The sequence below is a fragment of the Wolbachia endosymbiont (group A) of Colletes cunicularius genome, assembly GCF_964264715.1.
In the GTDB taxonomy this organism is placed as follows: Bacteria; Pseudomonadota; Alphaproteobacteria; order Rickettsiales; family Anaplasmataceae; genus Wolbachia.
Genome location: NZ_OZ183471.1, coordinates 910,964 through 926,842, shown reverse-complemented (window position 1 = coordinate 926,842; position 15,879 = coordinate 910,964). Strand labels below are relative to the sequence as shown.

General features: G+C 33.6%; 15 protein-coding genes and 4 pseudogenes. 8 read left to right on the top strand and 11 right to left on the bottom strand.

The features are described 5' to 3' along the window. Positions 1-12: 12 nt before the first annotated feature. Positions 13-228: pseudogene (locus ACFELZ_RS05410) on the bottom strand (IS66 family transposase); the annotation flags it as partial. 160 nt (positions 229-388) lie between these two features. On the opposite strand from ACFELZ_RS05410, the gene ACFELZ_RS05405 reads away from it, so the two are divergent. From ACFELZ_RS05405 to ACFELZ_RS05395, 3 genes are read left to right on the top strand one after another with little or no spacing between them, the layout of a single operon-like run. Continuing rightward, positions 389-586: a transposase gene (locus tag ACFELZ_RS05405; RefSeq protein ID WP_375315805.1), complete on the top strand. Its 198-nt coding sequence runs from the start codon at positions 389-391 to the stop codon at positions 584-586. Between the two features lie 3 nt (positions 587-589). After that, complete coding sequence (locus ACFELZ_RS05400) at positions 590-754, top strand: hypothetical protein (protein WP_375315781.1); 165 nt, start codon at positions 590-592, stop codon at positions 752-754. Continuing rightward, a complete protein-coding gene (locus ACFELZ_RS05395; RefSeq protein WP_375316627.1) occupies positions 697-1,155 on the top strand; it encodes a transposase in 459 nt (152 codons plus the stop codon). The genes ACFELZ_RS05400 and ACFELZ_RS05395 overlap by 58 nt, the downstream gene beginning before the upstream one ends. Positions 1,156-1,285: 130 nt before the next feature. Here the strand turns inward: ACFELZ_RS05395 and ACFELZ_RS05390 are convergent, their stop codons facing one another. Continuing rightward, entirely contained in the window at positions 1,286-1,972 is a 687-nt protein-coding gene (locus tag ACFELZ_RS05390; protein ID WP_375315861.1) for a TerC family protein, read from the bottom strand. Between the two features lie 268 nt (positions 1,973-2,240). Here ACFELZ_RS05390 and ACFELZ_RS05385 point away from each other — a divergent pair, with 268 nt between their 5' ends. Next, a complete protein-coding gene (locus ACFELZ_RS05385; protein WP_375315860.1) occupies positions 2,241-2,594 on the top strand; it encodes a Fic/DOC family N-terminal domain-containing protein in 354 nt (117 codons plus the stop codon). Positions 2,595-2,718: 124 nt separating this feature from the next. Here ACFELZ_RS05385 and ACFELZ_RS05380 read toward each other — a convergent pair. From ACFELZ_RS05380 to ACFELZ_RS05345, 8 genes and pseudogenes are all read right to left on the bottom strand, one after another. Beyond that, a pseudogene (locus ACFELZ_RS05380) lies at positions 2,719-3,957 on the bottom strand (IS256 family transposase). A gap of 18 nt (positions 3,958-3,975) precedes the next feature. Then, on the bottom strand, positions 3,976-4,476 hold the full coding sequence (locus tag ACFELZ_RS05375) for a hypothetical protein (protein ID WP_375315859.1): 501 nt from the start codon (positions 4,474-4,476) through the stop codon (positions 3,976-3,978). Positions 4,477-4,522: 46 nt separating this feature from the next. After that, positions 4,523-4,906, bottom strand: a complete 384-nt coding sequence (locus ACFELZ_RS05370) for a transposase (RefSeq protein ID WP_375316621.1) — start codon at positions 4,904-4,906, stop codon at positions 4,523-4,525. A 17-nt stretch (positions 4,907-4,923) separates the two neighbouring features. Then, positions 4,924-5,088 (bottom strand): hypothetical protein, encoded by a 165-nt coding sequence (locus ACFELZ_RS05365; RefSeq protein WP_375315781.1) that lies wholly within the window; start codon positions 5,086-5,088, stop codon positions 4,924-4,926. Positions 5,089-5,091: 3 nt separating this feature from the next. After that, positions 5,092-5,289 (bottom strand): transposase, encoded by a 198-nt coding sequence (locus ACFELZ_RS05360; RefSeq protein ID WP_375315797.1) that lies wholly within the window; start codon positions 5,287-5,289, stop codon positions 5,092-5,094. A 103-nt stretch (positions 5,290-5,392) separates the two neighbouring features. Next, positions 5,393-6,700, bottom strand: a complete 1,308-nt coding sequence (locus ACFELZ_RS05355; protein WP_375315858.1) for a UDP-glucose dehydrogenase family protein — start codon at positions 6,698-6,700, stop codon at positions 5,393-5,395. Positions 6,701-6,747: 47 nt separating this feature from the next. Beyond that, positions 6,748-7,653, bottom strand: a complete 906-nt coding sequence (locus tag ACFELZ_RS05350; protein WP_375315857.1) for a DMT family transporter — start codon at positions 7,651-7,653, stop codon at positions 6,748-6,750. A 551-nt stretch (positions 7,654-8,204) separates the two neighbouring features. Continuing rightward, positions 8,205-8,384: pseudogene (locus tag ACFELZ_RS05345) on the bottom strand (transposase); the annotation flags it as partial. An 81-nt stretch (positions 8,385-8,465) separates the two neighbouring features. On the opposite strand from ACFELZ_RS05345, the pseudogene ACFELZ_RS05340 reads away from it, so the two are divergent. After that, positions 8,466-9,264, top strand: a pseudogene (locus ACFELZ_RS05340) (IS982 family transposase). A 257-nt stretch (positions 9,265-9,521) separates the two neighbouring features. Here the strand turns inward: ACFELZ_RS05340 and ACFELZ_RS05335 are convergent. Further along, on the bottom strand, positions 9,522-10,559 hold the full coding sequence (locus tag ACFELZ_RS05335) for a hypothetical protein (protein ID WP_375315856.1): 1,038 nt from the start codon (positions 10,557-10,559) through the stop codon (positions 9,522-9,524). A gap of 425 nt (positions 10,560-10,984) precedes the next feature. Between ACFELZ_RS05335 and ACFELZ_RS05330 the strand changes: the two genes are divergently transcribed. The 3 genes from ACFELZ_RS05330 to ACFELZ_RS05320 all read left to right on the top strand — a co-directional run bounded on the left by ACFELZ_RS05330 (position 10,985) and on the right by ACFELZ_RS05320 (position 15,799). Beyond that, a complete protein-coding gene (locus ACFELZ_RS05330; RefSeq protein ID WP_375315804.1) occupies positions 10,985-12,550 on the top strand; it encodes a hypothetical protein in 1,566 nt (521 codons plus the stop codon). Positions 12,551-12,692: 142 nt separating this feature from the next. Continuing rightward, complete coding sequence (locus tag ACFELZ_RS05325; RefSeq protein ID WP_375315855.1) at positions 12,693-13,859, top strand: hypothetical protein; 1,167 nt, start codon at positions 12,693-12,695, stop codon at positions 13,857-13,859. 692 nt (positions 13,860-14,551) lie between these two features. Next, positions 14,552-15,799 carry a hypothetical protein gene (locus ACFELZ_RS05320; protein WP_265026761.1) on the top strand — a complete coding sequence of 416 codons (1,248 nt, stop codon included), beginning with the start codon at positions 14,552-14,554 and terminating at the stop codon, positions 15,797-15,799. Positions 15,800-15,879: the final 80 nt, after the last annotated feature.

The window sequence follows — 15,879 nt, the reverse complement described above, 5'->3', positions numbered from 1 at the left end:
TTTAAAGTGGGTAGATAGCCTTTCGAAATCCCTTAGCAAGTGTGCCCAACAAATCTGTCTTTTTTCGTCACTGAAGTAGTTGTAAACCGCATACCTATCGGCAACAACCAAATTCTTATAACTAGAAAATGTACTACTCTCTAGAAACTTAACTCCTCTTGTGTCTTCTAATTTAATAAGGCTTGCTTCATTATTAGCAAACACCCAGCACCAGCCAAGTTTACCTTTATAGCTAACCGAAATAAGGTTTCCTCAAAGGAGTGTAAAAAGGTATAATACTGCTTTAATTAAGGTAGAATGATGGCAAAGCCATATAGTGAGGACCTGAGAGCCTGTCTTCAAACTAAGTAGAAAGGAGTTAAGAAGTGTGTTATAAGATATATTTTAAATGTACCCAAGCGATATAAGTGACAAAGAATGGAAGATAATAGAGCTATATTTTGAACCTAAAAAGACCGGCAGACCAAGAAAACATAGTATTAGAACAATTATTAACGCAATCCGCTATATGATGAGAACAGGATGTCAATGGAGACAACTGCCTAAAGATTTTCCACCATGGAAAACAGTGTATAGTTGTAATTAGCGATTGAAAAAAAGTGGAATATGGCAAGAGATTCATGATTTTCTAGTTAAAAAAGTAAGAGAGATAATTGGTAAGAATGAAACTCCATCAGTGGGAATAATAGATAGCCAATCAGTAAAAACTACTCAAAAAGGGGATCCAGAGGATATGATGCTGGCAAGAAAGTAAAGGGTAGAAAGCGCCACATCGTTGTAGATACTGTAGGTCTTGTAATTGCTGCTGAAGTACAAAGTGCAAGCATTCAGGATCTTGATGGTGCACTAAATCTTTTTGTTCAAGCCAAATGCAAAGCTCCAACATTACATAAGTTTTTTGCTGATCAAGGATACACAGGTAAATTGCAAAACCTCTGCTTATTGGAAACTGGATGTTTATTGACGATTACCAAGAAAATAGTTGATACAGGATTTCAGGTTATTCCCAAACGTTGGATTGTTGAGAGAACCTTTGCTTGGCTCTCCAATTTTAGACGTATGAGTAAGGATTATGAGCATTCTCCTCTCACTTCAAAAAACAACATCTTCTTTAATATGATCACTATTATGCTTCACAAATTAGCTCATTCTTGAGTTTGAAGACAGGCTCTAAGATTTTAATATGTATGCAAGAGGTTACTTTCACCCCGAAAAAACATTACTACTTCCTCTTATTACCTAAATCCACAGGAAAATCTCGCTTGAGTGAGGCTATATCTACACACTACGGTTTCTTTATTTTGCTTATAACTTCCACAAGCAGTGCAAACATAAATGAAGAATACAAATATCCTTTTGGTAATTCTATATGAAATCCATGAAGTATGAGGTACACACCGACAAGTAAAACAAATAAGATAGCAATTACTTTTAAACCTGGATTAGATTTGATTAACTGGGCGGTATAACTTGATAAAAACAGCATTGCTAGCATGGAAAATGTAAACGCTGTGGCAATTATTATCATGTTATAAGTTAGTGCTATAGCAGTTAATATCGAATCAACTGAAAAAACTAAATCTATTAATATAATTTGTAGCACAACTAAAAAAAATTTTGATTTAACGTTTGCTTTCTTTTTATTTTTCTTACATACGAAGATGTCATCTCGTAACTCCATAGAGCTTTTAACAATAAGGAATAATCCCCCTGCAATCATAAGTAAATCCCTTGCTGAAATATTTAGCGATGCAGTGTGAAATATAGGTTTTTGCATTGACAATATAGATGATGTAAAAAATAGTATTACAAAACGCATTAATAGCGCTAATCCAAGGCCCATAAGGCGCACTCTTTCTCTCAGCACATTTGGTACCTTATCTATTGCTAGAGAAATAAAGATTAAATTGTCTACACTAAGTATAGTTTCAAGTAGTGTAAGTGTCAGTAAAGTCCAAGCATCAGCTAGCATTTTTGTCCCAAATTCAGCTCTTCTTACTCTACAATAGATGTGTAAAAATTAAGTGACTTCACTCAGAAGTTTTATAGCAGCTCTCCAGAAAAACAGGATAACTGCTAATATAAAGTTCAGCAGCTTCTTCTATTTTCGTTTTTGAGTAAAATCAATAATAAGAGAGTTTCTTATTTTCATACACGCAAATAAGATAAAGCTTTATTTTCATTTTTGACTTTATTTGAAAATAATATATACTATAAAAATAGTGTGCTAGGTTGAATGAATGTATATTAAAGGATCACCATCAGGCAAAGTTGTTAGAGCATTCGCTGGTTATCAGGCATTTATACCTAACCCCTTGCCACCAAAATTTGAATGGGACAATTATTTAGTTAATAGTCTTTCCAGAGCAGATCATATTTTGGGTATGTTATCCAGGGAAGGAGCTAAATTGCCTAACCCTCATCTTCTCATACGACCCTTTATAGCACGTGAAGCAGTTCTTTCAAGTAGAATCGAGGGAACTCAAGCAACTCTTGGTGAAATTTTGGCTCAAGAAGCAGGTGCTAATGTAGATCGCAATCCCGATGATTACAAGAAGTACGCAATTATATATCAGCGCTCGATTATGGACTAAAACGTTTACAATCTTTTCCACTGTCGCTTCAGTTGGTTAAAGAAATTCACGGAAAACTTATGCAAGGTGTAAGAGCCTGTCTTCAAACTCGGGAATGTTCAAAAAAGTGTGTCAAACCGCATTTTTAGTTCAACTCAATTTTCAATCTATCTGGAAAGAAAATATCAAGTTGAGACATAGTTAAAGCCCAATTAGGCAGAGCCATAGTCCATTTTTGCTCTACCTTCTTTATAGCACAATATACCTGTTTATACAAGGCATTTGTGCTGGTAAATGAGCCCTTGGTTTTAGTGAATTTTCTGATCTGTCTGTGCAGCCCCTCAATTGGATTTGTGGTGTAAATTAGCCTTCTAACTGGGCTAGAATACTTGAAATAACCAGATAAATTTTCCCAATTGTTCTGCCACGATTTTATAACTAAAGGATACTTTTCTCCCCATTTTTCTTCCAGCTCAAGTAAGTAATTTTCAGCAATTTCTTTACTTGTAGCACGATATATTTTTTTCAAATCATTCATGAAAACTTTCACATCTTTGCTGGATACATATTTTAGTGAATTTCTTATCTGATGCACTATACATAGCTGTACTTCTGCTTTAGGAAACGCACTATTTATAGCTGCAGGAAAGCTTTTTAGCCCATCTACACATGCAATCAGAATATCTTCTACTCCTCTTTCTTTGAGGTCATTTAGCACTCCCAACCAAAAGTTAGCTCCTTCACTTTCAGCCAAATAAAAGCCCAGGACTTCTTTTCTGCCATTTTGGTCTATGCCCAATATATTGTACATACATTTACTTACGCAATGTCCATTCTCTTTGACCTTAAAGAACATCCCATCCATAAATACTATCGGGTATACTGATTGCAGTGGACGACTACGCCATTCATTGATTATAGGCAGTAATTTGTCGGTAATACTTTATATCTCTGCCGCCGATATTTTGTGATCATAAATTTCCTCAACGTGTGACGCTATATCTCTATAGCTCATACCACTGGCAAATGTGCTCAAAATCTTCGTTTCAAGCTCTGGATGTAAGCTTGTTTGCCTTTTTTTGACTATTTGCGGCTCAAAACTTCCTTCTCTATCCCTTGGCGTCAAAAGTTCAAATGAACCGGCACTTGTCCGTAAAGTCTTTCCATTTCTCCCATTTCTTCGATTATTCTCTTCACTTTCAGCTAATAAGTGGTTTTCTATTTCACCTTCCAAACTTGCCTCCAGCAGCTTTTTTATAAATGGTGTTAATGCTCCCTCCCTTCCTGTCAACGGTCTTCCTTCTCGTATAGACGACAGGATATTTGTTTCCAACTCTTTATAATCTACCAATCCGTTAGTTCTGTTTACTACTTTCTGACTCATTGTCAAACCTCCATTTTTTTATATCAATTTATTACTTTTTTTTCGGTTTGACACACTTTTTTGAACATTCCCCTGTAAGCGATTTACCCATTCTTTATAATATTCTTCTACGTATTTGTTATAATTGCCATCAAAAATTTTTCGTGTACCTTCTATTTCAGCGCTTAATAGCTTAATATCGCTATACTCTGCGCCTTTTATACTTAATAATTTCTTGCGAAGCGATGCTACAGATGCTTTTGCGTCATTTAAGTATCTATTTCTTGCCACCATCAAAAATCCTTCTTCCTGGTAAGCTAAGAGACTTAACTCAAACAAAGCAGACATTCCATCTATGGACGATACTTTTACTACTCCAGATACATTCTTTTCATCATTACTTAATGTACTTAACGGTATGCGATTATACATCCTATACAATAAATAACACTCCTTATTAAGAATAAACGTCTCATCCTGCATGATGTATGAATGTATATTCTTCAGAGCTTTTTTAGTCTGGTTAATTATTTTTTGCATTTCTTCATCTTTAACTTTTCCCTTGTCTGAGAGCCTGTCTTCAAACTCAAGAATGAGCTAATTTGTGAAGCATAATAGTGATCATATTAAAGAAGATGTTATTTTTTGAAGTGAGAGGAGAATGCTCATAATCCTTACTCATACGTCTAAAATTGGAGAGCCAAGCAAAGGTTCTCTCAACAATCCAACGTTTGGGAATAACCTGAAATCCTGTATCAACTATTTTCTTGGTAATCGTCAATAAACATCCAGTTTCCAATAAGCAGAGGTTTTGCAATTTACCTGTGTATCCTTGATCAGCAAAAAACTTATGTAATGTTGGAGCTTTGCATTTGGCTTGAACAAAAAGATTTAGTGCACCATCAAGATCCTGAATGCTTGCACTTTGTACTTCAGCAGCAATTACAAGACCTACAGTATCTACAACGATGTGGCGCTTTCTACCCTTTACTTTCTTGCCAGCATCATATCCTCTGGATCCCCTTTTTGAGTAGTTTTTACTGATTGGCTATCTATTATTCCCACTGATGGAGTTTCATTCTTACCAATTATCTCTCTTACTTTTTTAACTAGAAAATCATGAATCTCTTGCCATATTCCACTTTTTTTCAATCGCTAATTACAACTATACACTGTTTTCCATGGTGGAAAATCTTTAGGCAGTTGTCTCCATTGACATCCTGTCCTCATCACATAGCGAATTGCGTTAATAATTGTTCTAATACTATGTTTTCTTGGTCTGCCGGTCTTTTTAGGTTCAAAATATAGCTCTATTATCTTCCATTCTTTGTCACTTATATCGCTTGGGTACATTTAAAATATATCTTATAACACACTTCTTAACTCCTTTCTACTTAGTTTGAAGACAGGCTCTCAAAAAACTGAGTAAAGTTGATGTGGAAAAAATTTCTTAATACTAAACTTTACAGATAGATTTTTTGCCTAGAGAATAAACATTGTAACCATATCTTAGCAACAGCTCGCTATCTAATAAATTACGGAAATCAAAAACATTAGGTGCAGCCATAATACTCTTTAAACTTGCAAAATCTTGGCTTTTAAATTCTTTCCACTCCGTTAACAATAACAAGGCTTCCGCGTCCCTTGCAGCCCCTATAGCATTGTCCGCGTACTCTATATCCTTTAGAACTTGCCTAGCATTATCCATCCCTACTGGGTCATATGCAGTAATTTTAGCCTTGTTCTTCACTAGCAATTTTGCAACGTCTATAGCTGGGCTATTTCTCACATCATCAGTACCAGACTTAAAAGTTAGCCCCCATATCGCTATTTTTTTATTTTGGACTCCATTTAATACATATTCTACCTTTTTAGCAATGTTTGTTATATGATTATAGTTAGATTCCTTAACTGAATTTAAAATTTGTAGCTTGACATTGTGATCTTCAGCAAGCCTTATTAAAGCTGACAAATCTTTAGGAAAACATGATCCTCCAAATCCTGGACCAGCCTTTAGAAATTCCTTACCTATTCTATGGTCCATTCCCATACTGTTAGCTAAAAGGTCAATGTCTGCTCCTAATAGCTCACATAAACCTGCCATCTCATTGATAAAAGCAACCTTTGTTGCTAGAAAAGCATTAGAAGCATATTTAATCATTTCAGCAGTAACTGTATCAGTGACTATTAACGGAATATTCTTATCTATAAATGATCTATATATAACTTCTAGTTTTGCTCTAGCTAGCTTAGTTTTTACTCCTATTATTATCCTATCTGGGTACAAAAAATCTGATACTGCAGAGCCTTGCTTGAGGAACTCTGGATTAATCCCCAAATCAAAGTTATAGCCCTTATTAGATAAATAATTATGTATATTTTCTGCAGTACCAGGAGGAACAGTTGACTTTATCACTATTAAGCAATCTTGATTAACTCTCTCAGAAACTTCACTTACTGCATTATATACATTCTTTAAATTTGCATTTCCTATGGAGTCTGATGGAGTATCTACAGTTACAAATACTACTTCTGTATTGGGATTTATTTGAGAATACGAATCGAAAAATCTTATCCTTTGTAACTTTAGATTATTCTCTAAATAATCTGCTAATCCAGGTTCATATAGAGGAATTTTCCCTGATTTCAAAAGTTCAATCTTCTTAGTATTTATGTCAATGCAATCAACTTTATGGCCCTGTTCCGATAACATTGTACCAGATATTAAGCCTACATACCCTACTCCTATAACAGTTATGTGCATTTTACTATCACCTTAAAAATGTAGCTTAGCATCTAAAATAAACACCATTAACAATTAGAGTCATAAACTTTTGTTGTTACATTATTTTTCTTAATTGCCTTACCTTCCGAATAAACTATAAATAAGGTTGACGGTATTAATATCAAAGTACCATATAAAGCACTTTTATCAGGTAATTCATTAAATATAACGCATGTTACTATTGCAGAAATTATTAGCTCTATGTATCTATAAGGTGCAAGTGCAGTAGCATCAGTAAGAGTAAAAGCTTTTAACATAAAGAGCAAAATTAGATTTGAATTAATTCCTAAAATCAGCAGTAATATTAATTCTAACAAGGAAGGCATATGCCAATAAAATAACAAAGGTGGAGTAGAAAAAATAGTTGTCGTTAGAGCTGAATAAAATAACATACTTATTACTGACTCTTTTATCACAAGTTTCTTATTAAGTATGTCTAATATAGCAAAGATTAACGCAGATACAATAAAAATAAGAATTTGAGGATTAAAGTCTTCACTATGAGCTTTGGTAGTAATAACAATACCAACAAAACCAATAATAGTTACTATCCATCTTTGCCAAATTATATTTTCGTTTAGCAAATGGATTGCAAGAAGTATAACAAATAATGGTATAGAAAAACTTATAATCGTTGCAGTTACTATTGGGAAAATACTCAATCCATAGGTCCATAAGACCATTCCACAAAACAACAATGCACCTCTAGTTATTTGAATAGATATTTGACTTGTTTTAAAAGCTTCTATTCCATAGTAAAACATAAAAGGTACAAGGGTAATAGTGGTAAACAGAAAGCGGAAAAAAATTATTTCAAAACTCTGAAGATGTAAACTTAGATATTTTGATATAGTATCATTAGCTACACTACTAAATAAGCTAAGTATAAACCAGATAACCCCAAACAAATAAGCTCTCAGTCTGTAATCCATAAAGCTTCTGATTTAATAGATACGATGTACTCATATAATTTTACTACAAAACTAATAATATAAAAGTTTTCTGATGTATGGTCCCAGAATGTGATCTTGAGGGTTAAGTATAAATAATTCAGGAAATTTCGTCTCTGTAGACATATTAAGAGCTATGTAACGAATGTTTATATTTGTGAGTAATAGTAAGGTTCAAGGTAAGGTCACTTCAACTTTTTCAAGCTTAGTACTTAGCTTGGACGAATTATACAGTGCAAATCCACATAAGCAAATCCAGCTGTTTCCACTACAGGCATTTCTATGCTATACGATACAATACTGCACTGATAATACTTGCCACGATTGGTTGAGAAAATTTTTTTGTACAGAACTTCCTTTGCCAGGTTTACTATCAAAACATAGTTCTATTTCAATTGCAGATGGGCTGTCAGGGGCGTTCAGCTCTTGTGTTTCTTCGATATTAAACCTGCTAAGAAACCAAAAAATTTGTCTGGTAAAGCTTTTTATTGTATTTTCTTGAAAATTTTCTTGCTTAGAACGCGAATTCTGGATTAAGGAAGGAAGAAAGTGTAGGAAATAGAAGGCTTTTTGGATTTGATGGAATAGGAAATGAGAGTAGAAAAGATATGAACCAAAAAATTAACAGGGGATCTATGGCGAGTGTGTTCAATTTCTAGTCTATTTTTTAGGTAACCAAAAACAGTCTCAATGATAGACCTTTTTCTCAACGTGAATTCTGGATTAAAGGAGAATAGAAGAGGCAAGAAAACAGGGTAAACTCAGCAGTGATAAAAAAATAGATGAGGTTACCCATGGAAGATATAACAAAACTGTTTTGTTTGGTCGATGATTTTTGCAGAGATATAGAGAAAAATTTTGCAGATAAACTACTGCCAAATGGTAAAAACCCCACAAGAACAACGGAAATTGAGCACTCCGAAATCATGACAATAATCCTGCTATATCAACAATCTCCGTGTAAAACTTTCTATCTACATTACCTAACGTTGCTCTACAAATCAGAGTTTCCAAAGTTACCTTCATATACCAGGTTTGTTGCTCTAAAGCCTAGGGTTTTGTGGCATTTAGCAATGTTGTTGCATTGGCTTTGTGGACAGTCAGAAAACACTGGAATTTCATATATAGACACAACTCCCATTGCAGTTTGTCATGCAAAAAGAATATCCAAAAACAAAGTTTTTGCTGGAATTGCAAAATTAAGCAAGAGCACTTACGGCTGGTTTTTTGGTTTCAAATTACATATGGTAATCAATGAAAATGTTGAAATTCATGCACTTACGCTAACAAAAGGCAATGTTGATGATAGGATACCTGTGCCAAATCTGACGGAAAAATTAATCGGTCTTTTGTTTGGTGACAAAGGTTATATTGCAAAAGAGCTTTTTCAGAAGCTGTTTGACCGAGGTTTGAAACTTGTTACCAACGTGAAAAAAGGAGACTGTTTTTGGTTACCTAAAAAATAGACTAGAAATTGAACACACTCGCCATAGATCCCCTGTTAATTTTTTGGTTCATATCTTTTCTACTCTCATTTCCTATTCCATCAAATCCACAAAGCCTTCTATTTCCTATACTTTCTTCCTTCCTTAATCCAGAATTCGCGTTTATATCACTTGGGTATACATTTCTCATATATCTCATTTATGTACATCATCTCCTAGTTTATTCTTCTCTTGGGATTATGAACAGGTTCTAAGCAGTTTTGGGGAAGGCATTTATGGGCAAGGATATTTAGCTGTCAGTTCTGGTACTATCACAGATGAGGTGATACAAGCATATATATCGATACAGGAAGGTGAACCAATTCACGACAATGATCAATTTCAAATTGATTAGTTTTTAACCCATCACCTTATAGGTGATGGTTGTTGAGTTAACTCATCTTTTTGCTCTACTGGAATACTTAATACTTCTACACTATTTATTGTGCTCGAGTAAAAACTTTTCAAGTTGTCTAAGAAATATTTCACTGTTTCTGAATTTATACATCCTCCTTCTTCTTCCTCTTTATCCAAAAAGAGTGCTAAATCTTTTATCTGCTCTCCTATATCAGACATTATCTTATGCATGAAGCCGATCAGCTTTTGCTTCTCATTAGAATGAGTGACGGTTTTATCGTAAAGATTCTTGTTCTTTTGATCAAGCAAGTTAACTTTTTCCTTTAATTCTTCTATTTTATTATTCATTTCTTCTATAACTTTTTGTTTTTTTAATAATTCTTTAACTTGATCTTGTATTTTCTCTTTTAATGGTTTAACATAATATTCTTCTCGGGAAGCTTGATCTTCTTCTTGTATTTTCCTCATCAGATACTCTAGTCTTTCATAATTATTCTGCGCGTAACTAAATTTTTCCATCGAATCTGAAAGTTTTGTTTTAATATAATCTCGTTCCTTTTCTAACTTGAGTATTTTCTCACGCAAATTCAGAATAGTAGTGTCTTTACTACACAGCTTTTCCTTAAATTCCAGGGTTTTACTGTCTTGATGATTTAACTCTTTTTTCTGATTAAAATCAACTCTGTTTTTTAATTCTGTGCTTAATCTTTGTATTCCTTCTTGGCTTTTTAATTCCACTTCTAATTTTTCTTTTTCTGTTGTTAGTTTAGAAACGTTCTTATGTTTATAACCAAGTTGTTGTTTTACATCAATTAGCTCTTTATCTTCCTGCTGTAATTGATTCTTTAATTCTTCCATTTGATTATTCGCAGTTTCTTTAGCTTCTTGCTCTAGAATTGGCTCGTTTTCTAGCTCTAGCTCTCTTTTAGCAAGTTTATTTTTCCAAGTCCCCAGTTCCTTATTATTACTAACTATTTTATATGAAAGTACAACTACCAAAACAGATAGTATAGATAAAACCGTTGCAACAGTGAAAGCTATGTTCAAAAACTCAACTGAAGGCAAAAAGTCAAAATAAGAGGATGCAGCAAGTGCTACAGATGTAAGTAATGTAAGAGTGGCAAAAGCACTAGCTATAATATAAGGTGTATTATTGGTTTCATTGCGTAAACTCCTCATTACCTCTTTCTCACAAGTAAAATGGCAATCATATTATTATAAGCATCGAAAGAAGGTAAGCCATAAAAAATTAACATAAATCTATACTCACTGTACATTTTCCGTTTTCAGTTTCAAGTACTGCTGGCTAAAGAGATAATTTTACTATCTTTTTTAGCTTGCAGAAGGTACCAGTTAATCGTTATACATGACCTAAACGTGTTATCGAAGCTCAGTTATTTTTAATTGATTCAATAATTAGGTCAAGTTAAAATTCATAGTAGTCGATAAAAATTTGTATTGGAGTAGGCGTTATGGGTAGAAAAAATAAGCAAAGGAAAAATCTCACACCATTACCTTTGGCAAACAAGGTACAACCTGGTCCTCGAAGATCAGGTGGTGTTTGTGAACCTGATCAGATGAAAGGGAAAGATAAGAGTAAGAACAGGAGTTTGGAACAGGAATTTGGTATACCTAACACGGGTAGTCTTCATGAATTAGTTGGTACACCTGGTAGTACTCGTAGTTTTTGTATTTCAATTGGCACACCTGATGAAGTAAGGATGGATGAGCTTCAGTGGGATAATTACTCCCTAGGCTCTACTAATGTAAATCAAGATCTAAAGTTGGGTCAGAAAAATCAAAAAGAGATCTCAACAACTTTCTCCCAGATTAATGAGAGTACTGGCTTGAACATAGTGCAAGAGACATCGGCACCATTAGAGAGTAAAAAAGGTGCTACAATAAATGTACAGTTAGATGGACAAAACAACAATAAAATTTTAGTAGTATCAGATGAGTGGGTAAAAGATTACAAAGAGAACAGTAACAGTCCATTAGGTAGTAATAAAACACCATTATCAGAAGATAAAAGTGATACTTCTAGTAGTATTCAAGAAACCACGTTTGCTAGAGAAAATCATAATGCTACAATAACGCTAAGTAAAGAAGATCTAAACCTGAGTATCAGTAACAATTTTGATATTAATAACTTTAATTCCCTCCACCAGAACAAGAAAAGTGGTAATAATTCAGATACCGAATTTATTGATAGTGATGGTTCAGGTCAGAAAAAAGTTAATAATGGAGCTGAAATATTTTTAGTATCAAAAGAAAATGCATCAAGTCCTATTTTAAGCAAAGAAAGTTTTGTTACTGCTGAAGATGAAAGCGAAACATATAAAAGTTCTGATAATAGTATCTTAACAGATTCAGATGGTATTCGGTTTAATGCAAGTAAAGGTAGTATTTATACGCACGATGATCAGCAAGATGTTTCATTACAAAATGGACAGAGTAGTAGCAAAGAAGTTTCAACAGGAACTTTAGTAAAATTGGATGAAGAAAATAAAAGTATTGAAATAACTAACACAAATACCCCAGGAGCATCGCAGCACAATGAAGATGATAGTAATCAATTATTAAATAGCAGTGAACTACTGATTTCAGCGAGTAGCGTTCCAGGCAATTCACCAAAAGAGGTAAGTAGGGAGAGTATAGATAGTAAATCATCAAGAATTCTTCAAAAAATCTGTTTTAGTGCTATAGATACAAGTGAAGGTGAAGAATTAGTCTACAAAACTTCAAGCTATAATCAATCGCAGAAAAATTCTAAAGGAAAGAAGGTCTCTTTATGTCTTACAGCATTGTCATGTGCTGTTTTTTTTGGATCACTGACTTCTTCATTTTTAGGAAAGCCTCTTATCTCTGATCAGAAAGGTAATCTCATATTATTGGCAGTTTTGGGTGCCGCTTTTGTCATTTTAGGTTCTATTACCCTAGTTCTATATTGTTGTCCTCAAGCTAAAGAAAACAAGCCACTTGATACATTAGATCAAGTTAGCATAGATGATGCTAAAATCAAGATATTGTCATCATAAATTTGTGTAACCATTCACCGAAATACAAGGGATTTATAAAGTTAGGATAAGAGTACAGTTTGTAAAAGGATAACAGGATATGAAGGTATAATTTAGCAAAAATTAGAGACATTATATAGAATTTAAAATGCGAACTTGGAGCTTGTTAATCTTATCGTTTCTAATATTAAGTAATAGTTTTGTATATGCCAATAGAACAGTAATATCTTCGTGTGATGAAATACCTTCAGGTTATAGGGGCAAAATTTTTAAAATTAAGACTGATTATCCTGCTGAACCAAGTAATAAAGAAAGGCAGTGGGAATACATATCATTTAAAGATAAACCACAGGAATACGCCTATACAATTTTAAAGTATATATATGATGGGAATATCGATTGTGATTTTGATTTACATTGTAATAAGATTGCTGATTGGTATCATGCACCATGGATGCATTATGGAGTAAATGGTAGAGAATTTGTTAATGGTTTAACGAGAGAAAGATCCTTTAAGCCAGGTGAATTACATAATGATCAAAAATCCATGATACAAAATTGGGCAATTTCTATTATTAATGAGCAAGGAGCATATACATATGGACAGGTATGGAAAGATATAAACAATCCTGATATTACTAAAGGGAAATTCTTAGATGGTACAGTAAGCACAAAATTAGTATTTACAGAAGCAACGGAGGAGAATATTCCAACTCTTAAAAATAGCATCACTTGGGCTGGGTATATTAATCAATCTGAAAAAGGAACTCCAAAAGTATTTAAGGAACTGAGGTTATTTCAAATTGATTTTTTAGTTAAAGATAAGAGGTCAGAAGAAACAGGATGGGTTGCAGGTACGTTTATTTATGATTATAAGATGAACAATAAGAATCCATGGTTTAATATGAAATTATTAGGAGTTGCATGGGGTAATGATTCTAATTATTTTACATCAGATTACATAATTGGGAAAAGGTTATTGGAGTGTTGGATAAATCCTGATGTAATAAAAGGTTCTTTAGGATATTTAGGTAGGCTTAATGGTCCAATAGATAATAAAAAATCTTCGTGTTTGTCATGTCATAGTACAGCACAGTATCCCGAAAAATCTACATCAGTACCACCCAAACAAGCAACAGAAGCAGAAATAAAGCACTGGTTTAGAAATTTAAAGGAAGAATCATTTGATGAAGGAGCATTTAATTTTGATTATTCCAAGCAGTTAAGCCATGGGATTAGAAACTACTATAGTGCTAAAGAAGAGAATGATTCAATTGGATGTAATAATTTTAATTATAAAGATATCGCTAAAATTCGAATCAACCAATAAGGTATGAGTCTTATGCTTATTTGTATAGTCTTTTAAAGATATGAGGTAGATGGAAAACACAAGAATAGAATATCTTCTGTGAATAAAATAAGTTGAGAAGAAATACCTGATTTTAGAGTCACAAAAGATTTGTTTATTTACTCTTTCCAAAATCGTAAAAAGTACATATATTCGTGAGAACAAGCCGCGTAAAAATACGGTTGTGAAAATAGAAGCTTGAAATTTTTGCAACAAAGTTAGGCAAATTGGTTCGTATATAAATTTGGTAAAAACAGGCTAGTATAGCTAATTTCAAGGTATAGTGGAATTATTATAAATAAAAGTTCGCACGAATCCAGCGGTAGACCAATCCATCCCAAAACAAACTCTTCTCACGTCTCTTGATTTTGAGTGCTGAAAATGGCTATCTTACTTGAGATCTTAATAATATATTTTACTAAATTAATATTAGTTTATTTTAGAATAATAATTAAGATAAACTTATAAAAAACAGAATTTAAAATAAACAAAACGTCATGTATCTCTCATATTAAGAGGCTTTTGTTGAGAGTTATTCAAGTCTAAAAAATTTTTCAAGTTGATGATTGACAAAACTTAGAAACGGGATATCTTACTAGAAATGGTACCAAGTTACTGTAGTGTATGTTAAACGTAACAGTTTCCATTTTTTTTCCATTCATAGAGAGGTGATCATGCTGCGTTCAGATATTCCAAAAGTTTTGTTTTCGTCTATTAAAGAGGATGATCCCTATAGAGCATCTAAGCTTTTTCAAATTGAACGCTGGTGCTATGCAAATTGGCGTTTACATCAAAAAAGCGGCAAGAAAGGACGTAATTTTCTTGCACAAGTGCTGTCTAGTAAGGATTGTTGGAAAAAAGTAGACAATTTACACGGAGTTAAGCTTGATAGGCAAGTGGTAGGCAAAAAGTTGATTGCGCCAGATTCAGGTAATCTCTTTGATAAGTATGACATTGCCTGTCGGTGCTGTTTAGAAGAAGATATTATTGCTTTATTTGAGGAAAGAAAAAAAAGCCTATCGGCTCAAGGTAAGAGCAGTCTGTTGGAGTATGAGCACTTAGTTAGGTGTTGCGGGTCTGGTCTTTTAGCGCAGTTTTGGTCACATTTTGTTAGTGGTTATGTCTCTAAGCTAAATTTAGATGGTCGTCATCTATACGAATATGGACTTAAATGTGCTATAGATTTTAAACAAGTACAGGCAGTTGAATTTTTCTGGAATAAAATAAAGTTATTACCTGAAAGTGAGATGGGTGCACAGAAAAAGGATGAGATCTTGATGAAAACAGCGGTATATGCAGCAGGTAGTCGTTGTAATAGTTATCCTGAGATATTCGAGTTTTGTTTTAGTCAAATAAGTCCTGATAAATATCCAGAACTTCTAAAAAGAGACTTAGCTGAAAATGGTTATTATGGTAGTCTAAACACGCTACAGGGTGCACTTCGCTTTGATCAATTTCAAGCATTGTTTGACTATTTGAAGCCAAGTAATGTTTCAGAAGATAAATATCTTGTCTGGCTACACCATATAAAAACAGAGAACAGCTCATATTATGCTGGTGAAGGTGCAAAGCTTTTTATGCATATGTGGAGAAAGGAGGGGTTTGATAGCCATCGTACTTATGTGCTGAAGGAAGAAGTTTGTAATAGATCTTGCTTTCTTGTTACAAGTTTATTAGTACCTTGGGTAAATCAAAATTACATGGAACCGGTATGGGCAATATTAGATAAGGCTAATTCTGATCAAATCAAGGAGTTTATGGATTCTAGACAAGCAGAGTATATACGATCTGTGTTAGAGAAAAGAGATATTAATTCGTTAAATAAATTTCTAGCATATGGAAAGTCTAGATCTGAAGAGCCTGCTAGCTTAACTGAGGTTGAATTAAGCAAGGCATGTGAGCAATTAGAGTTGGGTAATTAAGAGGTATTATAGGGCAATTCTATAAAGCAGGTGGTGGTTTCTTGTTACTACTCTAGCTTCTGTCAAAAAGATGTTGCATT